The organism is Dyadobacter sp. CY326 (assembly GCF_021390515.1).
Classification (GTDB): domain Bacteria; phylum Bacteroidota; class Bacteroidia; order Cytophagales; family Spirosomataceae; genus Dyadobacter.
Map to the genome: position 1 here is coordinate 133,242 of NZ_JAJUXI010000013.1, position 21,146 is coordinate 154,387.

Here is a 21,146-nt window from a genome sequence, read left to right on the forward strand (position 1 = left end):
CTGGAATGGTGTTCTGAAAGATTAGATAGGATCATTATATCCATATCATAAAAAAGAGCTGTCTTGTTTAAGGCAGCTCTTTTTTGTACGTTAGAACCATGATAGCGTCATTTATTGATTTTTTGAAATTTGAAAAACGGGCGAGTGTTCACACCGTAAAGTCTTACCAAACAGACCTTGACCAGTTTCAAAAATATCTGCTGTTTCAATATGAACTCGACAAGTCGGAAGATGCAAAAGGTCCAATGCTGCGCTCCTGGGTTGTCAGCCTGATGGAAGAAGGGCTTAACCCGTCTTCTATCAACCGTAAAATTGCCTCACTGCGCACTTTTTATGGGTTTTTGAAACGAAAAAAACACATTTCCCAAGATCCCACCAAAATCCTTTCTGCCTTAAAAACCCGGAAAAAGCTGCCCGCATTTGTTGAAGAAAAAGCCATGGAAACGCTTTTCCTGGAAGATACATTCACAGAAGATTTCGAAGGCGTGCGCGATCGAACGATCCTGGAATTGCTTTACGGAAGCGGAATCCGGCTTGCAGAGCTTGTCAGTCTGGGTGTCGATGATCTCAACTTGTCCGCTCGCACGATCCAGGTTTTCGGGAAGCGATCAAAGGAGCGCATTGTGCCCATTTCCAAATCGCTTGCTGAGCTGCTTGTCAAATATTTAACGCTCCGTGCGCCAGAAGAAGAAACAAAATGCTTAATTTTAACTGATTCAGGGAAAGCCGTTTACCCGGTCTTTGTGCAGCGGACGGTGAACAAATATTTATCAGCTGTAACCACACTTTCTCAAAAAAGTCCGCACGTGCTGCGTCATACGTATGCCACGCACTTATTAAATCGCGGAGCGGATCTGAATGCTATTAAAGAACTCTTAGGGCATGCAAATCTGGCTGCGACGCAGATTTACACGCACAACTCCATCGAAAAGCTCAAAAAATCACATCAACAAGCCCACCCAAAAGCCTGAAACCGATTTTTTAGAAGTATATTTACCCCGATTGCAATTTCCAGAATATAATTTTGTCACTCCAGTATGAATAACAGTTTCCAGGACGCCGTTGTAACGAAGTACAATATTTTTAATAGTCTTTTTCTGAGTTTGCCTTATCGGGGCATATTTCAGACGGGCTCATTATTACCCATACTAACGCAGCAAAGTGAAAGCGGATTTCAGGAAGGTAAGTCGCCTAGGGAGATTATAGAGCACTTTTTCTCTGAATTGCTGGAAACTGCGACGCCCAAGGAAAGGGCGGACCTGCTTTTTGCATTTATCCAATACATTGAAAGGCAAGTTGTGCTTTTTGATTCCGTGGAGGATGCCGCTTTTGACCAGACACACGACCTTACCGGCAAAGGATCTGTCAATTATTTGACGGATCGTTTGGATAATGATGAGCTGAGAAAAAAACTGTTGACGAAGCTGGAAGATTTCAGTGTCAGAATTGTGCTTACAGCGCATCCAACGCAGTTTTATTCCGGAAAAGTGCTGGGCATTATCAATGACCTGGAAGATGCAATCAAGAAAAACGACTTTACGGAAGTGAACCAGTTGCTTTTGCAATTAGGCAAAACTGCATTCATCAACCACGAAAAGCCCACTCCATTTGACGAAGCGGTGAGCCTTTGCTGGTTTCTTGAAAATGTATATTATGACGCAATTCCGGCCATTCTCGAAAAGCTGATCAATGGACTTGGCATGAGCGTGCATGACTGGCCTTACCCGAATGTGTATCGACTGGGCTTCTGGCCGGGTGGAGATCGTGACGGAAACCCATTTGTGAATCCTGAAATTACGCTGCAAGTTGCTGCGAGACTGCGCGAAACGCTTTTGAGAGGTTATTATCGTGATTTGAGGCAATTAAAACGGAGATTAACATTCAAGGGAGTTGATGAGGCAATCGGATTAGCCGAGCGCAAAATGAACAGCACGATCTTCGGTCCTTTTGAAGAAGGCTATTCCAATGCGCAGGAGCTGATCGACGAACTGCTGAAAGCGCGCGAAGTGCTGGTTACCAAACATCAGGGCTTGTTCGTGGAGCTGCTTGATAATTTCATCTTGAAACTGAACATATTCGGATTCTTTTTCGCAAGCCTGGACGTGCGCCAAGACAGCCGGAAGCACGCAAAAGCTTGGGAGGACATTCTGAAAAGATTGGAGAAAAAAATTCCTTTGCTAAAATACAGCGATTACGAAAGCTGGGACGAGGCCAAGAAAATAGATCTTTTGCTTTCCTTGAACATTCCATTGCGGGATGAAGATTACGAAGACGAGCTGACCAAAGACATTCTCGGATCGATTCGTGCGATTAAGACAATCCAGCAAAACAATGGTGAAAAAGGCGCTCACCGTTATGTAATCAGCAATAACACTTCTGCATTGAATGTAATGCAGGTTGTGGCGCTCGCTAAAAACCTCATTGCGGACGAACAAGGCAAATTGGCAGTGGACGTTGTCCCGCTTTTTGAAACTGTGGACGACTTGGCAAATGCGCCGGGCATTATGCGGACTTTATATGAGAGCGAATATTATCGCAACCATTTACAAAACCGTGAAAATCATCAGACGATCATGGTTGGGTTTTCGGATGGAACTAAGGATGGCGGTTATTTACGGGCAAACTGGTCCATTTATCGTGCTAAGGAAGAGCTGACCAAGGTGTCCCGCGATTTTGGAATTAAAGTCACTTTCTTCGACGGCCGTGGCGGTCCTCCTGCACGTGGCGGTGGCAATAACCATAATTTTTATTCGTCGCTCGGCACGGACATTGAAGACAAAGAAATTCAATTAACGGTTCAGGGACAGACGATTAGCTCTAATTACGGAACTGTGACAACTGCCATGTATAATCTGGAAAGATTGTTCACAGCCGGTTTGGAAAATCACTTGTTCCGCGGCAATCGCGTGGAGGACGAACTGAATGAAGAGGATAAGATTTTGATCGAGGAAATGGCCGAGTCAGCTTACAATTCTTATCTTGATTTGAAAAATCACCCGATGTTCGTGAAATATTTGGATAAAAAAACGCCTCTGCGTTTTTACGGACAGACAAACATTGGAAGCCGGCCGACGAAGCGCGGGAACGACGACGAGGGCTTGAAATTTGAAGATTTGCGTGCAATTCCGTTTGTGGGATCATGGGCACAAATGAAGCAAAACGTGCCTGGCTTTTATGGTTTTGGAACTGCAATTGCTTTGATGGATAAAGATGGCAGAAAGGATCAGATCAGCCAGTTATACAAAAAATCGCTGTTCTTCCGGACATTGATCGAAAATTCAATGCAGTCACTCTCAAAGGCATTTTTTCCTGCAACGAAATATTTGCGCGACGAAGAGGATTACAGAGAATTTTGGGACAAAATGTACAACGAGTTTCTGTTAACACGCGAGTTGCTTTTGGATGTGTCCGGGCAAAAGGAATTGTTAGACAGCAACAATGTCACCAAAGTTTCCATTAAAACAAGAGAGCGGATCGTTTTGCCATTGATTACGATACAACAATATGCCTTACAAATGCTAGCCGAAGATCCCAAAAACCTGCCAGTTGACGTAGAAACCTACAATCAGCTGATTATGCGCGCAATGTTCGGGATCATTAACGCCGCAAGAAATTCGGCTTAGGCTTCCTAAAATACAGTTTAATGCTCCTGGTCATTTTGTTGGCCAGGAGTTTTTTTTTTCAACCCCCACTCATCAAAATTCTCAGTATTTTTTTTTGCAATAATTAGTAGACGAATAGTTGGAGGGACTTATAATTGGTAATCATATACTCAATGCCTCAACCTTCAACTAAAACTCATTATGACGCATCATTCCGATCAGCGTGCCTATTTTTTTAAAATAGACACGACTATCAAAAAAATCCGCAATGCACTTCAAAAACAACTCACAGAGGCTGGTTTCGACCTTACAGTTGACCAATGGGTGCTCATAGACCACATTTTCAGGAGGCAGGGAATTAGCCAGAACGAACTTGCAGAGCTTACTTTCAAAGATCCACCGACCGTTACCCGGATTATAGATCTACTCGAAAAAAAAGGATTGGTGGAGCGCGGACCCGCCGCCGGCGATCGCCGTAAATTCAATTTATTCCTCACCAAGTCCGGGGAATCAACTTATAACCAGGCATTTCCAATTGTTGCTGACATTCGCAGGAAAGGTTGGGGAAGCCTTAATGACTCCGATTATCAGCATTTTGTCCGTATTATGGACTCTATTTATCAAAACTTCACCTGACGAAGGCAAAAAACATTTTTACACGTAAATGGGAGATTAACAGCGGCTTGCGTTATTCTCCCATCTTTGTTTTAAACCTTTGATTGGTCCTCATATCTAAACTACGTTGGCAGCAATTACTTTTTACATGCGTTACAACGTTCTGACTGCTGCCCGCATCTGTATTTACATTAACAATCATTTTTAGAAGGCCATGAAAAAAATCATTTTGAGTTCCTTGCTTGCCGCTTCTGCTTTGTTCCCTGCTTTTTCACAAGTTAAATACGAACAGCAAATTCCTTCTCCACGCATTGAAGTTGCCGGTTTTGCAGAATTGGAAGTTGTTCCGGATGAAATCTATTTCAATGTTTCGCTAAGGGAATATTTTGAAGATGAAAAAAATCAAAAGAACAAAGTCGTTATCAGCACGCTTGAAAAGCAATTTATTAAAGCATTAACAGATGCAGGTTTGCCAAAAGAAGCATTGTCTGTCAGTGGATTGGGCGGTTATCAGGAATACACGGATAAGAAGAAAAAGCCTGCGACATTTCTTGAAAGCAAACAATATGAACTGAAAGTGAGCAGCCCTGACAAGCTGGACGGCATTCTTTCCAAAGTCGAAAGCCGCGGTGTCCAATATGCGAACGTGTCGCGTGTGGACCACTCAAAAAGAGAAGAGTTCAAGAAGCAGGTGAAAATCGATGCGTTGAAGGCTGCGAAAGTGAAAGCAGAATATTTGGTTGCATCATTAGACGAAAAGCTTGGGAAGGTTTTGGAGATCAAGGAACTTGACGAGAACCTGTATTTTCCGCAGCCCATGTTTGCCAAAGCGAATATGAGAACAATGGCTCAGACTGAGTCTGCGGACGCTGTTGCTGAGAGTGACATTGCTTATCAAAAAATCAAAATCAGTTACCGCATGCAGGCGGCGTTTGAGATTAAATAATATCCAATGACGAAGTCGGCACAGTTTTTTCTAATGCTTGTTTTGAACAAATAGGGAATTCATTTTTGTATCAAAACATAAGTTTATCTAAATTTATCTTAAACTAAGTAACTGGAAATCATGAGCAATAACGCAAAACACCTTGCCACTTTTATTCTTGGTGCTGCTGCAGGAGTCGCGGCGCATAAATATCTTCAAAGCGAAGAAGGCGAAAAACTTTTGGAAGACCTTAAAACGAAAGCCAACAATTTGAAGGCTGACGCTGAGGGTGCGATCGACAAGGCGCCAGAGTATTTTGAAGAGCTGAAATCAAAAGGTGCTGATTCGTTAAAAAGCAGTTTTCCGGATGCCGAAAACTTTTTTAAAGAACTTTACGAGAAATTCGTAGGCAACAAAGGCGCTGCTGGAACAACTTCCGAACCTGCGCCTGTGACGCCAGAACCAATATCATAATGTTATAAGCATTGAGAATAGCCGGATAGGACTTTAAGTCTTATCCGGCTATTTTTTTAGCAGCAGGTTAATCTGCGCATATTGCAGCAGCATAATCGTTTTCGCATCCCTGATTTCCCCGGACTTCACCATAGCAAGAGAATCATCAAAATTGAGCTCCATAACCTCAATGTTTTCCTGCTCATGTTCAGCGCCGCCGCCTTGGCTCACTTTCATATCCTCGGCATACTCAGCAACAAAAAAGTAAAGAATTTCCGTTACAGATCCCGGAGACATATAAGCTTCAAATATTTTTTCGACGGCAGTGATCTTGTAGCCGGTTTCCTCCTCAGTTTCCCTTTTAATACAGTCTTCGGGGTTGTCTTTATCCAATAATCCCGCGCAGGCTTCGATCAGCATTCCCGAATCGTTGCCATTGACATAAGAGGGTAGCCGGAATTGCCGGGTTAGCAGCACAGTCTGTTTTTCACGATTGTAAAGCAATATTACAGCCCCGTTTCCCCGATCATACGCCTCCCGAGACTGGCGCTCCCATTCACCATCGGCGCGTTGATAATCGAATGTGTATTTTCTTAATGTATACCAATTGTCGGACAACACTTGTTCATCGACAATTTTCACGCGGTCATTTCCCATTGATCAATATTGATTAATTATGATTTATTTTGATCAAATGTAAAGAAACAACTCTGTTAAAAAAAGGAACAAGGACAATTGAATTATTAACTGGTCACCTTATATTAGTGCATTATGGAAAATTTAAAATCAGCAGCTTACTGGATCGAGCAATATCAGCTAAGCCCGCATCCGGAGGGGGGGTATTATTCTGAAACTTATAGGGCGGCAGAAAGCATTGCGCAGCACGCGCTGCCGGCACGGTTTAACGGAGACAGGTCGTTTTCAACAGGGATATATTTTTTGCTGGAATCACATAATTTTTCAGCCTTCCACCGCATTCAGGCAGATGAAATGTGGCATTTTTACGCAGGTGATGCGCTGGAAATTTTTGTGATTCATCAGGAAACCAGACAGTTGCAGATTATCAGGCTGGGCAATGATCCTGAGAAAGGAGAGACGTTTCAAGCTGTTGTTCCTGCTGGTGCATGGTTTGCATCACGGCCTGCAAAAGGCACAGGTTATGCACTGGTGGGCTGCACCGTCGCACCCGGATTTGATTTTGCTGATTTTGAAATGGCTGAAAGAGAAACGTTGCAAGCATCGTTTCCTGAATTGGCACAGTTAATCAGCGAACTAACAAGATCATAAAATGCAGGTTATTAATTAACCTGCATTTTAGACCAATATGGCTTAGAAACCGTCTTATCCGGAAACACGCCCATCACTTCATACTGACCGGAAACAAGGTCTTTTGGAAGCAAATATTTACCAACAGGATAACTTACGCCCGCAATCGCCCAGTTAACAACGGCCAGTTCGGGCTTCAAGTCAACTATGGTCGAACCACTTTTTAGCCGTAATGTTGGCAGTTTATTTTTGTCAAATTTTGTGCTCGCCGAGCCGAACTCAACGGGTGAAGGCTTCATGTAAACCGATTCGCCTTTCTTGAAGGATAACCGTTCTGCATTCCGACTCAATGCAAGCGTCAAATCACCTTTCCAAACCGATTCAATGGTCTTAATGTTGGTCGCCGAAAAATACAATGCACTCTTGCCAATCACTTTATCTCCTTCCAGAAAAGACAATAAGTAAGAACCTTCCGGAATGTTGGCCGGGAGCTTATCAGCGACCAGCTCATTGGGACTTTTATATTTCACAGCCGCATTAACGGGCGTGGCCAGATAATCGCTGGAAAATCTGACGCTGTATTTTGCGGAAGGAATAAAATAGCCGCCACTTGCAAAAAGCGAATCTTTTGTGGTGTAAACGAACTTGTTCTCGCGCGCAATGCTCACGAAAGGCTCGCCCCGCGTAAATTTAACTCCTTCAAAAACAACAGCCGGCTGATCTTTGAAATGCAATTCCAATGCAACCTGGTCTTCACCAACCAACTTTTCAGTTTCCTGCAACTGCACATTCTCCTGTTTGGAATACAAGCTGGTTTCAGTCTCAAATCCCGTTTTACGATTGATTGCTTTCAAAACCGGCATGGCTTCATCAGGTCGTGACGGGAAACTTCCTACGCCCGAAATGTAGCGGAAAGGGAACGCGAACCCGTTCGTATTGACGGTAATCTCGTTTTTGATAAGCTCGATTTTAGGACTTCCCGCAATGTTGAAAAACACGGTGAAGTAACCTGCATATTTATCTTCCTTTTCACGCAATGTAAAAGTAAGCGGATCTCTTCCCCTAAAATTGTAATTGAGGATGCTGGCTGTGGATGGTTTGCCAAGACTATCAATTAATACAACATTCTCGTTCAGCGCTAACTTCACTTCGGCCGAGCCACTGGTATAGCTTTCTGGAAACGTTACCACGAAATAGTTTTTCGTCGAATCGAAAGTTACTTTTTCCCGGCCGGTAACATCCAGCGATTTCAAAAACAAATTGGAGCCATTCGGAAGCTGCACTGGTCCGGGCGCTTGTTCATCTGAATCCTTTTTACAACTTGCTAAACCAGCACAGGTTAGCAAAAAAAGCAATATATATTTTTTCATTTCAAGAAAACTAGCGGGTTAATAAAATTTGAAGCCGCGAAATAAACCCTGCCGGGAATAAGATGCAACTTCTGAGCAGAAAAATAAATGCCTTATTAATAACGTCGTAAAGTCAGTAACCGATACTTGTATCATCGCCTCTCGGGTCCGATCCGCCTTCCAGTGAGCCATCTGGTAAAACCAGGATACAATCCATTCTGCCGATTGTATTGCGCTGCTGTTCAAGTATATAACCTTTATCCTGCAACTTTTTAACTGTTCCCTCCGAAAATGCGTTTGCCTCAAAAGTTGTAACATCGGGCAACCATTGATGGTGAAATTTGAGCGCATTAACCGATTGCTGCATAGTCATTCCGTGCTCTAAAACATTTAGAATCGTCTGATACACAGACGTTATGATTGTCGAACCACCGGGCGTTCCCACAACCATCAAGAGCTTGCCGTCTTTTTCGATAATTGTTGGCGTCATGGACGACAACATTCTTTTTCCGGGTGCAATTGCATTGGCTTTGTTACCGATCAAACCATACATATTGGGCGCGCCAGCTTTCACGCTGAAATCGTCCATTTCGTTATTCATAAAGAAGCCGCCGCCTTTGATGACAACACGACTTCCATAACCGCCGTTGAGGGTCGTGGTAAGTGAAACTGCATTACCATCTTTGTCAACAATTGAAAAATGTGTGGTTTCCAAACTTTCATAACCGGGGAAAACACCGCCGGAAATGCTTTTGCTGTCAGTGGCTTTATCCCAGCTAAAATCGCGCCAGCGCTTGCTTAAATAGTCTTTATTGATCAAAGTTTCTGTCGGAACCTTCACAAAATCAGGATCTCCCAGAAATTTGGCACGATCAGCGTAAACCCTGCGCTCCGCCTCAATCATAACCTGGATCGTTGAATCACTGTGCCAGCCCCATTTGCGCAAAGGATGCTCCTCAGTAAGCCGCATAAGCTGCAACAACGCAACGCCACCACTCGAAGGCGGCGCCATGGTGATCACATTGTATTCTTTATAACGCTCCGAAATCGTCTCGCGCCATTGCGCTTTGTAGTCTGCAAGGTCTTTTTTACTGATTATCCCTTCGTTTTTCCTATTAATGTCCTTGACCAGACGTCGCGCCGTTTTGCCTTTATAAAATCCGTCATGGCCTTTTCTCTGAATGCGTTTCAGCACTTTGGCCAGATCTTTCTGAACAAGCAAATCACCCGCAGCCCAATCCTTTCCGGTCGGATTAAGGAAATATTTTGTCCCAGGATTTTGCTCCAATAAGTCTTTCTTAATCGCATTGAGCCCGCGTGCTTCGCGTTCTGTCTGAATTACGCCTTTTTCAGCCAAATCAATTGCCGGCTGCAACAGTCGTTTCCAGCTCAGTTTGCCGTGCTTCGCATGCGCTTCCGCCATGCCCGCCACAGAACCCGGAACGCCGGAAGCCAGCCTACCCAAGATGCTTGATTTTGGAATGACGTTGCCATCTTTATCCAAATACATGTCTGCATGTCCTTTTGCAGGCGCCTTTTCCCGAAAATCAATGCTGTAACTTTTGCCCGATTTTTCTCTTAAAACCAGAAATCCGCCCCCGCCCAGGTTTCCGGCAGACGGATGCACAACGGCTAATGCGAATTGAACAGCCACCGCAGCATCCACCGCATTTCCACCCGCTTTTAATATGTCCACACCCACTTTTGAGGCTTCCGGATGCGCTGTCGCCACCATGCCGTTCCGCGCAATCACACCCTGTCTGTCGCTGTAAAATGGCTTTTGATTGGGATCGTCAGAGAGGAATTGGTAAAATCCCGTTGATTCCTGAACCGGCTTTTGTGCAGACAGAAATCCAGGTAAAATGCTAACCGCTAAGGCGAGTTTGAAGCGTAATGTCATCATAGGAGTGTTAAAATTCAGTTTGTAATTTATTGAATCAATCAGTTTTTCTTGCCTTTTATCCCAATTTATTTCTAAGCCTGAATGTTTACGCTTAACTTTTGCATGGAATGGATTTGAGCAAATTAACCCTTGAAAGGCGCTATGAAATTTTTACGACAGATCTTAGAAAGTTTTCGTTTTGCATGGCAAGCCCTGAAATCCAACATTACGCGCACCATCCTATCATTGCTCGGCGTCACCGTCGGCATCTTCGCCATTGTGGCGGTTTTCACCATAGTTGACTCCCTCGAACGTAGCATTAAAGACAGTCTCAGCTTCATCGGCGACAAAGTGATTTATGTTCAAAAATGGCCCTGGGGCTTTGGAGGCGAATATCAATGGTGGAAATATTTTCAATGGCCGGAGCCGACTTATGCTGAATACAAGTTTCTTTACGAAAACCTTGAAAGTGCCAGTGCCGTCGCCGTGATGGATTTCCGCGGAAGCACGACATTAAAAAACGGTTCCAACAGCATTGTCGCTCAAATCCAAGGCGTTTCTTACGAATACAATCAAATATCCGACATCCCCATTCAGGTAGGGCGCTATTTTATCCCGCTTGAAACCAACAATGCCAGAAATGTGGCTGTCGTAGGCGCCGACATTGCAGATGCGCTTTTTCCGGGACAAGATCCCGTCGGGAAAGTCTTTAAATTGTCGGGCAACAAGTTCACGATTGTGGGTGTGCAAGTCAGAAAAGGCGAAAGTCTGGTCGACTTTGGTGGAAGTCCCGATAAGAGTTGCATCATTCCATTTGCCTCGTTTTCAAAACTTTTCCAATCAGGCAGGCGCAGTGCAGACATTGTCGTCAAGGGTTTTCCGGAAGATGAAGGAATGAAAGAAGTGGAAGCGGAAATCACCGGTCTCATGCGAACCAAAAGAGGGATTAAACCACGTGAAGGCAATAATTTTTCCCTCAATCGCCCCGAAGCCGCGGCGGAAGCCATCGCAGGTCTTTTCGCCGTTTTAACAATTGCTGGCTGGGTTATCGGAAGCTTTTCCATTTTAGTAGGAGGTTTTGGAATTGCCAACATTATGTTCGTTTCTGTAAAGGAAAGGACCAATCTGATCGGCATTCAAAAGTCACTGGGTGCCAAGAATTATTCGATATTATTCCAATTTCTGTTTGAGGCCGTAATGCTGAGTCTGGTCGGCGGTTTGGTGGGCATATTCCTTGTTTTCCTGCTTTCTTTTATGCCCTTGGGCTCGCTTGAAATCCTGTTAACGCCTGGAAACATTCTGCTTGGCCTGAGCGTTTCGAGCATTATCGGCGTCTTGTCAGGCATTGTGCCCGCAATGTTAGCCGCGCGCATGGACCCGGTAATTGCTATTCGAGCGAAATAATAACTAGGAATAATCAATCTGTTTTGCGAAGTTCGCTTCAATCAATAAACTCAGAAAATTACTGCTATGCGTAAGTGGGTCATATTTGCCATCTTTCTGGCCATCATTTTTGGAATTTTGTATTACCTCACATTCGGTTATTACAGCGAAGGAAAACGCGGAGGTTTTATCACAAAGCTTAGTAACAAAGGATATTTATTCAAAACTTATGAAGGCGAACTAAGAATGGGCGGCCTTTATGAAGGAGACGGCACCATGAATTCTTCGGAATGGGTGTTTTCGGTGAGTGCAAAAAACAAGGATGCGATCTCGAAGCTGGAAGAAGCCATTAAAAACGGCCAGCGCGTGTCGCTTACTTACGAAGAGAAATTTTTTACGCTTCCCTGGAATGGCGATACAAAATATTTTGTGACCAATGTGGAAGTTCTGGCGAATGTCCGGACCAATCAATTGCCACAGCCTCCGCCGTCAAATTTGCCAGCGCCTACGGAGCTTGATACAAATAAGGTTCTTTAAAACACTGCCGGGGGCCTAGCCTCCGGCTTTTTTTGCTTTATAACCCTTTCCAGTGAGCCAGGTGATCACTTTATCGCGGTGATCGCCCTGGATTTGCACTTCCTGATCTTTAACCGTTCCGCCACTTCCGCAAAGTGCTTTTAGTTGTTTGCCCAATGCTTCCATATCTGCATTGGTCCCGATAAAACCTTTGACAATGGTGATCACTTTCCCGCCGCCTTTGCGGTCCAGCCATATTCTCAGATCTTGCTGCGCTGGCGGCAATGTGTCCGGCTCATCTGCTCCGGAATCGTTATACTCGAAGTCGGGATTTGTGGAATAGATCACCCCGGTGCGGTTCTTTTTTGACATCAGACAATTACGCGCAGGCTCTGCGGTTTAATTTTTACTTCAATCCGGGTTGTATCAAGCTGAAAAGGCTCGCCATCGTAATGAATCATCGGCGGAACATCGGTTTCTACAACAACTTCCTGAAAATGCTCATAATCAATGTAACGCGATGCTTTCATCTGCTTTGTAAAAAGTTGATAAGCCAAAGACGTTCCATACCATTTTGGAAAAGGCTTGATGGTGCAAACGTCCAGCAATCCATCCTGCAAGCTCGCCTGCGGCGCAACCCATGCATTGTTTCCAAACTGCCCTGCATTGGCAAATGACAATGAAAATGCTTCCGTAGGCTTGCCGTTTAGCCGGAAATTTTGCGGCTTATAACTCCAATATGACTGAAACGAAACATTCACATATGTCGCAAGTCCGCGCTGGCTTTGCTGGCTGAACAAATGACCCACATAAGCGTCAAAACCCATTCCTGCGGTGCAGAAAAAGGGAGTTTCGTTAATCTGGGCGCTGTCGATGGTTATTATTTTTCCTTCAAAAAGTCTTTTCAAAGAAGCATCCAGTGTGAGTGGAATGCCCAAATGACGCGCCAAACCATTGCCCGATCCCATGGGAATAATGCCGACCGGCTGCTGCGTATGAACCAGAGGTTGCGCGATTTCATTCACCGTCCCGTCCCCACCGACTGCCACAATCGCTTTCCAGGATCTGTCCTGCATGTTTTCTTTTACAAGTTCAGTGGCATGTCCACCGCGCTCGGTAAAAAGAATGGTTGCCTGGGCGCCGTGATTTCTGGCAACCGATTCAATTGTTCTTGTGATCTCATCCGCCTTACCCCCGATAGAGGTTCCCGAATTTGGATTTAAAATAAACAGGTAAGCAGGCTTGTCCACTGGTCATGTTTGAGTAATATCGCTTTCCATGCGTTCCCAAATTTCTTTGGAGTATATTTAAAAGCAGGAAAACAATTTACAAAAATCCATAAAATTTATGAGAAACCGGCTCTTTGCGATCATACTGGTGATGATTTCACTTTGTGCAAAAGCACAATCCACGAAAGATCAGGAAACGATTTACGCAACCATGAACCGCCAGATGGCCGACTGGAACCGGGGCGACATTGATGCATTCATGAATGGTTACTGGGAGTCGGATTCGCTCATGTTTGTCGGCAAGTCGGGCATAACATATGGTTACAAGGCAACGCACGAAGGTTATTTGAAACGCTATCCCGATCGCGCGACGATGGGAACATTGAAATTCACATACATAAATCTGACATTCCCGAGCAAAGACGTCGCATTTTTAGTTGGTAAATTTCACCTGACGCGGCCTGAAAAGGGTGATCTGGAAGGTTATTATACTTTGCTTTGGAAGAAAATCAGTGGCAAATGGGTTGTTGTGTGCGATCACACCAGCGGATAAAAAAAGAGCTCTGCCAATCCCGACAGAGCTCTTTCGCTATTAAAATTTTATACTAAACCTTCTTGAAAACCAGCAGTGCGTTTACAGGAGGTTTTGCATCGTCAGTTTCAGTATTCACTACAACTGTCAGGTTTGTGGCCGTTTGCGTTATTTTAAATTCCTGACTCGTCGTGCCTCTCGTCAATGTTAACTTATCTCCGTCAACCTTCCATTTTGCATCCGTTCCGACCGGGACAAAAGGATCAATTGCAGAGACAGCTGTCGGACAATCAGCTGCGGTAATTGTGTTATTCGAATTGAATGTAAGTTTCAGATCAAGATAGCATGGTGCAAGTTGCGTGATAAATGCGAGCGCCGGGATGGTGGTGCCAGCAGTTTCAGGCGTCACAGATTGCAATTGCCAGGTTCCGACAATTGGATTAGTATCTTCGGTTTGCAGATCTGGTTTATCGTCGTCGTCATTGCAAGCAGTGATGACGAAGGCCATTAACAGAAAAGTTAAGAGCGTAATTTTGCTTAATGCTGAGTATATTTTCATAGCCGGCGTAATAGTTGATTGGTTTTGATATCGTTAAGTCTAACGTCAAACATACTGTAAAAATGCTTTTTCAGGAAATAATTATGTGTTAACGTAACAAATTACATTCCAAGCAAACCACATTCAGACTTTACTTTGCTGATTTTGCCAGAAATATATCCAGCAAATCCTGCGCACCCGAGCCGGGCAACTCTTTTCCTTCCCTAACCGCTTTTTCCAGCTCTTTCAGTTTGTTCTTTACATTTGGATTGCTATAAAACTGATCTTCAAGTGTTCGTCGAATCTGGTCGTGCATCCAACTCAGGTTTTGATTTTGCCTGTTTTGATCAAAAAAACCATTCCCACGCGTCGTTTTCTCATATTCCTGAATGAGCGCCCAAATTGTGTCCATGCCAGTTTCGGTCAAAGCAGAGCAGGGAAGCACTTTTGTTACAAATCCCGACTCGGTTTTTGGCAAAAGATGCAATGCATTCTGATAGGCAGACAGCGCAAGGTTAACCGCCTGCACATTCTCGCCATCCGCCTTATTGATCGCAATCGCATCCGCCATTTCCATAATCCCTTTTTTGATCCCCTGCAATTCGTCACCTGCTCCCGCAAGCATGAGCAATAGAAAGAAGTCCGTGATGCTTTTCACCAGCGTTTCAGACTGCCCGACGCCGACGGTTTCAATTAGAATGATCTCAAAACCAGCCGCTTCGCAGAGCAGGATGATTTCCCGTGTGCTGCGCGCAATGCCGCCAAGGAACAGCCCTGTTGCAGAAGGCCGAATGTAAGCCAAAGGATTATGAGCCAATTTTTCCATCCGTGTTTTGTCACCCAATATGCTTCCGCCCGACCGCTGGCTGCTCGGATCAACGGCCAGAACCGCCACACTTTTGCCAATCGATGTCAGATATGTTCCGAAGGATTCAATAAATGTACTTTTTCCGACGCCCGGCACGCCCGTGATCCCAATCCGCAATGCTTTTCCTGTATGCGGAAGAATATTTTTAAGTAATTGAGCTGCAAGTTCTTTATCCGCAGCAAGCCGGCTTTCCGTAACTGTAATGGCCCTGCTCAGCATAATCCGGTCTCCGGCAAGAATGCCTGCAGTGTAATCTGCAATGGAAAGACGTTGGCGCATGGGCTGTTTTTGTGGTAAAACCGGCAAGGAATTGTAGTAAAATCCGATTGGCAAAAATGAAACTTTTTATATTAAAAAAGGCGAAAAGCTGTATATTGCTCGTTTACAAACACATAATTTCAATATATTATTAATAGAATGAAAATTTCAGTATTTCGTCTGAGCCTGTTTTTAGTTTCAAGCCTCGGACTTTTGAATGTTCACGCACAGGAGCAAGACAAAGTGAAGTTTGATTCCCACGTTCTTTTTCACCCATTGTTTAATTTTCAGCCGGGAAATGAATATCGCACAGGCGGAGGCGCTCCGGGACCAAGATATTGGCAAAATCGCGCCGATTACAAGATCAACGCTGCATTGGAAGAGGCAAAAGGAATTGTGAGCGGAGACGTTGAGATTACGTACAAAAACTACAGTCCTGAAAATCTCGAATTTATCTGGCTTCAATTGGACCAGAATGCATTCAATGATCAGTCGCGCGGAGGAAAAACGACTCCTGTAACCGGCGGCCGGTTTGGTAACACAGGTTTCAGCGGAGGCGATTCCATCAAAACGGTTACAATCCAGCAAGGAAAAGGCGGTTTTGTGGAAGCCAGTTATAAAATCACGGACACGCGCATGCAGATCAGGCTTGCGACTCCTGTGAAAGCAAACGGCGATTTTATCAAAATTAAAATTGCTTATTCTTTCAAAATCCCTGAATATGGCTCTGACCGCATGGGAACATTGGAAACGAAGAATGGTATTGTGTACGAAATGGCGCAGTGGTATCCGCGTGTGGCTGTTTTTGATGACATTGAAGGATGGAATTTACTGCCTTATTTGGGCGCTGGTGAGTTTTACCTTGAATATGGAGACTTTGAATACAATGTTACTGTTCCCTGGGATCACATTGTCGTCGGATCGGGCGAATTGCTGAACCCGACCGAAGTGCTTACGGCTGAACAGCGCAAAAGACTTGCTGACGCTGCGAAAAGCGATCAGACTGTGGTGATCCGCAGCGCTGAGGAAGTTACGAATCCTGCAACGCGTCCAAAGCAGTCGGGCACATTGACATGGCGTTTCCGTTGCATTCAGGCACGCGATATCGCCTGGGCAACTTCCAAAGCATTCGTTTGGGATGCTGCGCGGATGAATTTGCCAAAAGGCAAAACTGCATTGGCGCAGTCTGTTTACCCCGCAGAAGATGGCGGATTGGAGGGCTGGGGCCGTTCGACCGAATATGTGAAGGGCAGCATTGAGTTTTATTCAAATTATGTGCACGAATTCACTTATCCTGTTGCAACAAATGTGGGTGGAATCGTGGGCGGAATGGAATATCCGGGAATCATTTTTTGCAGCAGTAAAAGCCGTAAAGATGATCTTTGGGACGTAACTGACCACGAATTTGGTCACAACTGGTTCCCAATGATCGTAGGAAACAATGAACGCAAATATGCCTGGATGGATGAAGGTTTCAACACTTTTATCAATTTCCTTTCAACGGATAATTTTAATAACGGGGAATTCAAGAGCACGCAAATGAATGATTTGCAACGCCTTGCGCCAATCATTTTCCGCCAGAAAGCAGACCCGATCATGACCATTCCGGATGTGGTGCAACCTGCTAACCTGGGCTGGGAAGCATATTACAAACCAGCACTTGGATTGAAAATGCTGCGCGAGCAGGTTTTGGGCAAAGAGCGTTTCGACTATGCTTTCAAAACATATGTGCAGCGATGGGCATTCAAACATCCGACACCTTATGATTTTTTCCGGACGATGGAAGATGCGGCAGGAGAGGATCTGGGCTGGTTCTGGAAAGGATGGTTTTTCGAAAATTATAAGCTTGATCAAAGCGTGAAAGACGTGAGCTATGTTGAGCAGAATCCGCAAAAAGGCTCTTTCATCACCATTGAAAACCTGGATCAGTGGGCTATGCCAGCTAAAATCGACATTGAAGAGGTGAGCGGCAAGAAAACGCGTGTTGAATTGCCGGTTGAAATTTGGCAACGTGGCGGAAGCTGGACTTTTAAAGCAGCAACGCAGCAGCCGATTCGGTCCGTAACGATTGATCCTGAGCATAGTTTGCCAGACATTAATCCGGAAAACAACGTTTGGAAACCAACAATGTTTGCTGCCCCGGAAGTTAATTAATAGCATCGGATGATATGCAAAAAGGCCCGCAATTCACATTGCGGGCCTTTTTTTGTAATGATGGGCTTTGAAATCAGATTGTGATCAACATTGCTCCGTATGAATAGCCGCCGCCGAAAACGGTGATGACAATGTTATCGTCTTTTTTAAACTTGTCCTTGTTTTCAGACAATGCGATGGCGCAACCGGCGCAACCTGTGTTTCCCAAATATTGAATGTTCGAGATAAGCTTATCGACCGAAATTCCCAATGTGTTGATCACATTCAAACTGATCCTGTGATTGGCTTGATGCGGAATCAGATAATCAAGGTCGTCAATCGTTAATCCGCATGCTTGCAAAACTTGCTGGCTAACCTTTGGCATATATTGGCAGGCATTCTGGAAAACATCGCGGCCATAAGGCATAATTACGCCGCGATCATTTGGCCTCAAAACAACGGCTTCAATCGCCTTTCCGCTCGTTGCCGCCCCACCCGTAATTATTTTTTTAATTTCCATGTCAGACTCCGTCTGACGCTCTTTGGAAATCAATAAAGCCGAAGCGCCATCGCCCCACAAATGTCCTGAAACCGTGTCCATTTCATTGTAATAAGCCGTGTTGTGATCCGAAACCACAACAATTGCTTTCGATGCTTTGCCTAATGCGAAATAACCTTCAACGATTTCAACGGCATTCAGCAAAGATGAACACGCTGACGAAATGCTGACAACAGGAATGTCGGGAATTTGCAATTGATGCTGGACCGCATGCGCTAATGTGACGATTGTATCATAGGGCGTGTAAGTTGCACCGATAATCAGGTCAATTTCATTTTTGCTATATGGGATGTTTTCAAGTAAGGCCTCAACTGCTTTCATTGCCATTGTTGAAGTATTTTCTTCCGGGGAAGCCTTACGTCTTTCTGAAATTCCTGTGCGTTCTACAATCCACTCGTGGGAAAGATTGTTAATGTTTGTAAAATATTCATTACCAATAACTTCGCTTGGTAAATAATGACTAACTGTATTAATATACATGATTGAGAAGTTGACTTCGCAAGCTACGATTCTTTTTAATTCCGAAAGTTAAATATTTCGTAGAAATCGTAGTACTTAATATTTGAACAATTCAATAGTAAGTTTATAAAATGATACTAAAAAGCAAATTTTACTGAAATATCTTCAATTATGAAGCAAGTTTCTATAAAATGCCAAAAGTATGCTTTCTTCTTGTGCCCAGTTGTAGCTTTTTTCAACTGCATTTCGCCCATTTTTGCCCATTCTAATCCGCTCCGCTGGGTTTACAATCAGCCATTTCATTTTCTCAAACAACAAATCTGCGTCATAAGGCGAAATGCAAAAACCACATTCCGACTGCTCTACAACACGCTGATACAACGGAAAATCGGACGTGATGACGGGCAACCCCAATGCCATGTAATCGAAAAGTTTGGTTGTGTATGAATCGGGATAATCGGCAACGGGTTTGAGAAGCGCAATGCCGGCAATGGACTGCTTTGCAAATTTCAAGACAGTTTTTTGATCTGTGTAACCGTAAAATATAAGGTTTTTAGCAATGTTCTGATAGCCAGCAATATTTTCTATTTCCTCACTACTGATCCGCACAAAACCAAACAAGTGCATTCTAAAATCCGGGTAAGTCTTTTTCAACTTTGCCAAAGCTGAAACCAATGTGTCAAAACTCCGTTCCAATGAAATTACGCCGCTGTAAATAAGCTCAGGAAATGCATTGTCGGAATTTCCGTCTTCCGCATAAGTGTCTATCATGGAGAGAGATGCGAAATTATGCACCACGGCCGCTGGCAAAGTTAAATGCCGATATTCTTCCAAATAGGCGTCTTCTGTGAAAATACAATAGAAATGTTTTCTGGCGCAATGGTCGAAATAACGGAATAGCGCCTGATAAGCCTTTGCATTGTTGGAAGTCTTGATGCTGAACTTTTTATAAAGATTTTCCTGCACTTCATAAATAACCAATGCGCCCAGCCATTTGAATAAAAAGGCAGCGGGAATCAGTTCGGGAACAAAAATGTGGATCAGGTCCGGTCGCAAGCGCAGGCATTTCCAGAGCAGAACGGAATGTGAAAATAGTAACCTAAGAAAGAGGTTTTGGAAAGCAGGCAGCGCAATCATGCAGACTTGATCATCGTCGTGCCTGGCCGAGGCATTTGGCAAAGCACAAAACACCTCAAATTCTTTTGCAAGCGAGGGAGCGATTTTGTAAAAAATCCGCGGATCATGGGCTGGATGAACTGTGCTGACAAGCAAAACGGGTCGCCTCATCCCGCGCTGACCAAGTTAACGGCTGCGGAAGTGCCGATTCGCGCTGCGCCTGCTTCGAGCATTTCCAATGCTTGTTCTCTCGTCTTTATTCCGCCGGAAGCTTTGATCTTTAATGTGTCCGGCAAAATGGATCTTATTTTCCGAATCACTTCCGGATCGGCATTTGGCGAAGCAATGTCTGTTGATGTTGTCAAATAGTCTGCACCGGATTCGGCGCAGATTTCACAAGCCGTATAAAGGTCAAATGAGTCCAGAAAAGCCGTTTCGATGATCACTTTCAGGATCGCATTGTTTTCATGCGCCAGATTGGCAAGCTGCTTCAATTCTTCGCGAACGCTGAGATAAGCCATTGATTTGAAACGAGATATGTTCATCACAACCTCCAATTCAGAGGCGCCATCATGCAATGCGCTTTTCGCTTCGAAAATTTTCGTCGCTGTGGTTGAATAGCCAAATGGGAAGCCGATTACTGTGGCAATTTCAATCCTGACCGGACAAAATTCCATCATTTCAACTACATACGGAACGTAAGAAGGCGCCACGCAAACCGCTTTGAATTGATGAATCCAGGCTTCTTCACATATTTTCCGAATGTCCGTTTCACTGGCAGTTGCCGTGAGCAAAGTGTAATCGATGTGGGAGGAGAGGTTTGCCATGCAAATATTAGGATTGATTTTAAAAAGTAAAAACCCCGTCTGGGCGACAGGGTTTAATACAATCATCTATAATGTCTAACTATTTTTCGCTCTCTGGCTCTGTTGCAGGCGCTTCGGCTGTCACCGTTTCAGTAACAGTTTCCGATTCAGCTTCTGCTTCGGCGGTTTCTTCTGCTGCCGACGCCTCAAACAGTTCAGGCGTGTATTTTGACAACAAGTTATACCAGGTAATGATCTTCTTGATGTCGGAAACGTAAACTTTTGATCTGTCGAAATCAGGAAGAATTTTGTTCAAAAATTCAATCAGCTCTTTGTCAGACGCTGTTTTAGGCTGCAAAGTCACTTCTTCGCCATGCTCTTCACGGATTTTCAAGAAAACGTCTGCCAATGGAGCGGATTCTTCTTCTCCGTCCGTAAAAATAGAAACGTCTTTTAGAACGGATACGCGTGCAGTCGGTCCGATCAATGTTTTTTCGCGCTTTTCATCCAAACTTTCTACAATGACACCGGCACGACTAGGCTTAAGAATGCGGAATAAGCCGCCTTTTCCTGAAACATTTGCTATTTCTTTCAACAAATCCATTCCTGTTGACTCTACTTTTTCACTCATCCTTTCTTACTAATTAGTTATATCTT

21 protein-coding genes are annotated in these 21,146 nt (G+C 44.3%); 10 read left to right on the forward strand and 11 right to left on the reverse strand.

Going from position 1 to position 21,146, the window contains the following annotated elements; genetic code table 11:
• Positions 1-98: 98 nt before the first annotated feature.
• The 5 genes from LZG73_RS23670 (at position 99) to LZG73_RS23690 (ending at position 5,616) form a co-directional block, all read left to right on the forward strand.
• Positions 99-971 (forward strand): tyrosine-type recombinase/integrase, encoded by an 873-nt coding sequence (locus LZG73_RS23670; RefSeq protein ID WP_233855104.1) that lies wholly within the window; start codon positions 99-101, stop codon positions 969-971.
• A gap of 66 nt (positions 972-1,037) precedes the next feature.
• Positions 1,038-3,623: a phosphoenolpyruvate carboxylase gene (locus LZG73_RS23675; protein WP_233855105.1), complete on the forward strand. Its 2,586-nt coding sequence runs from the start codon at positions 1,038-1,040 to the stop codon at positions 3,621-3,623.
• Between the two features lie 180 nt (positions 3,624-3,803).
• A complete protein-coding gene (locus LZG73_RS23680; RefSeq protein WP_233855106.1) occupies positions 3,804-4,238 on the forward strand; it encodes a MarR family winged helix-turn-helix transcriptional regulator in 435 nt (144 codons plus the stop codon).
• Positions 4,239-4,431: 193 nt separating this feature from the next.
• The gene (locus LZG73_RS23685; RefSeq protein WP_233855107.1) at positions 4,432-5,163 is read left to right on the forward strand and encodes an SIMPL domain-containing protein; all 732 of its coding nucleotides are present in this window, start codon (positions 4,432-4,434) and stop codon (positions 5,161-5,163) included.
• Positions 5,164-5,283: 120 nt separating this feature from the next.
• Positions 5,284-5,616: a YtxH domain-containing protein gene (locus LZG73_RS23690; protein ID WP_233855108.1), complete on the forward strand. Its 333-nt coding sequence runs from the start codon at positions 5,284-5,286 to the stop codon at positions 5,614-5,616.
• Between the two features lie 48 nt (positions 5,617-5,664).
• Here the strand turns inward: LZG73_RS23690 and nudK are convergent, their stop codons facing one another.
• Positions 5,665-6,252, reverse strand: a complete 588-nt coding sequence (nudK, locus tag LZG73_RS23695; RefSeq protein ID WP_233855109.1) for a GDP-mannose pyrophosphatase NudK — start codon at positions 6,250-6,252, stop codon at positions 5,665-5,667.
• Positions 6,253-6,366: 114 nt separating this feature from the next.
• Here nudK and LZG73_RS23700 point away from each other — a divergent pair, with 114 nt between their 5' ends.
• Entirely contained in the window at positions 6,367-6,882 is a 516-nt protein-coding gene (locus LZG73_RS23700; protein WP_233855110.1) for a cupin domain-containing protein, read from the forward strand.
• Between the two features lie 11 nt (positions 6,883-6,893).
• On the opposite strand, the gene LZG73_RS23705 is transcribed toward LZG73_RS23700, so the two are convergent.
• On the reverse strand, positions 6,894-8,231 hold the full coding sequence (locus LZG73_RS23705; protein WP_233855111.1) for a hypothetical protein: 1,338 nt from the start codon (positions 8,229-8,231) through the stop codon (positions 6,894-6,896).
• A 112-nt stretch (positions 8,232-8,343) separates the two neighbouring features.
• A complete protein-coding gene (ggt, locus tag LZG73_RS23710; RefSeq protein ID WP_233855272.1) occupies positions 8,344-10,110 on the reverse strand; it encodes a gamma-glutamyltransferase in 1,767 nt (588 codons plus the stop codon).
• 144 nt (positions 10,111-10,254) lie between these two features.
• Here ggt and LZG73_RS23715 point away from each other — a divergent pair, with 144 nt between their 5' ends.
• Both LZG73_RS23715 and LZG73_RS23720 read left to right on the forward strand, forming a co-directional pair.
• The gene (locus tag LZG73_RS23715) at positions 10,255-11,496 is read left to right on the forward strand and encodes an ABC transporter permease (protein WP_233855112.1); all 1,242 of its coding nucleotides are present in this window, start codon (positions 10,255-10,257) and stop codon (positions 11,494-11,496) included.
• Positions 11,497-11,562: 66 nt separating this feature from the next.
• A complete protein-coding gene (locus tag LZG73_RS23720; protein WP_233855113.1) occupies positions 11,563-12,012 on the forward strand; it encodes a hypothetical protein in 450 nt (149 codons plus the stop codon).
• A gap of 15 nt (positions 12,013-12,027) precedes the next feature.
• Here LZG73_RS23720 and LZG73_RS23725 read toward each other — a convergent pair whose 3' ends face one another.
• Together LZG73_RS23725 and LZG73_RS23730 are read right to left on the reverse strand one after the other, a co-directional pair.
• On the reverse strand, positions 12,028-12,363 hold the full coding sequence (locus LZG73_RS23725) for a translation initiation factor (protein WP_233855114.1): 336 nt from the start codon (positions 12,361-12,363) through the stop codon (positions 12,028-12,030).
• Positions 12,363-13,241 carry a diacylglycerol kinase family protein gene (locus tag LZG73_RS23730; protein ID WP_233855116.1) on the reverse strand — a complete coding sequence of 293 codons (879 nt, stop codon included), beginning with the start codon at positions 13,239-13,241 and terminating at the stop codon, positions 12,363-12,365. Before LZG73_RS23730 ends, LZG73_RS23725 begins: the two co-directional genes overlap by 1 nt.
• A gap of 97 nt (positions 13,242-13,338) precedes the next feature.
• Between LZG73_RS23730 and LZG73_RS23735 the strand changes: the two genes are divergently transcribed.
• Positions 13,339-13,773: a DUF4440 domain-containing protein gene (locus tag LZG73_RS23735; protein WP_233855118.1), complete on the forward strand. Its 435-nt coding sequence runs from the start codon at positions 13,339-13,341 to the stop codon at positions 13,771-13,773.
• Positions 13,774-13,825: 52 nt separating this feature from the next.
• On the opposite strand, the gene LZG73_RS23740 is transcribed toward LZG73_RS23735, so the two are convergent.
• Complete coding sequence (locus LZG73_RS23740; RefSeq protein WP_233855120.1) at positions 13,826-14,311, reverse strand: lipocalin family protein; 486 nt, start codon at positions 14,309-14,311, stop codon at positions 13,826-13,828.
• 130 nt (positions 14,312-14,441) lie between these two features.
• Positions 14,442-15,437, reverse strand: a complete 996-nt coding sequence (meaB, locus tag LZG73_RS23745) for a methylmalonyl Co-A mutase-associated GTPase MeaB (RefSeq protein ID WP_233855122.1) — start codon at positions 15,435-15,437, stop codon at positions 14,442-14,444.
• A 138-nt stretch (positions 15,438-15,575) separates the two neighbouring features.
• Here meaB and LZG73_RS23750 point away from each other — a divergent pair, with 138 nt between their 5' ends.
• Positions 15,576-17,570, forward strand: coding sequence for a M1 family metallopeptidase (locus tag LZG73_RS23750; RefSeq protein WP_233855124.1), 1,995 nt, complete (start codon positions 15,576-15,578; stop codon positions 17,568-17,570).
• A 73-nt stretch (positions 17,571-17,643) separates the two neighbouring features.
• On the opposite strand, the gene LZG73_RS23755 is transcribed toward LZG73_RS23750, so the two are convergent.
• From LZG73_RS23755 to LZG73_RS23770, 4 genes are all read right to left on the reverse strand, one after another.
• On the reverse strand, positions 17,644-18,588 hold the full coding sequence (locus LZG73_RS23755; RefSeq protein WP_233855126.1) for a 3-oxoacyl-ACP synthase III family protein: 945 nt from the start codon (positions 18,586-18,588) through the stop codon (positions 17,644-17,646).
• Positions 18,589-18,732: 144 nt separating this feature from the next.
• Positions 18,733-19,854 carry a glycosyltransferase gene (locus LZG73_RS23760; RefSeq protein WP_233855128.1) on the reverse strand — a complete coding sequence of 374 codons (1,122 nt, stop codon included), beginning with the start codon at positions 19,852-19,854 and terminating at the stop codon, positions 18,733-18,735.
• Positions 19,851-20,510: a deoxyribose-phosphate aldolase gene (deoC, locus tag LZG73_RS23765; protein WP_233855130.1), complete on the reverse strand. Its 660-nt coding sequence runs from the start codon at positions 20,508-20,510 to the stop codon at positions 19,851-19,853. The genes LZG73_RS23760 and deoC overlap by 4 nt, the downstream gene beginning before the upstream one ends.
• A gap of 79 nt (positions 20,511-20,589) precedes the next feature.
• Positions 20,590-21,120 (reverse strand): DUF5606 domain-containing protein, encoded by a 531-nt coding sequence (locus LZG73_RS23770; RefSeq protein ID WP_233855132.1) that lies wholly within the window; start codon positions 21,118-21,120, stop codon positions 20,590-20,592.
• Between the last annotated feature and the right edge of the window lie 26 nt (positions 21,121-21,146).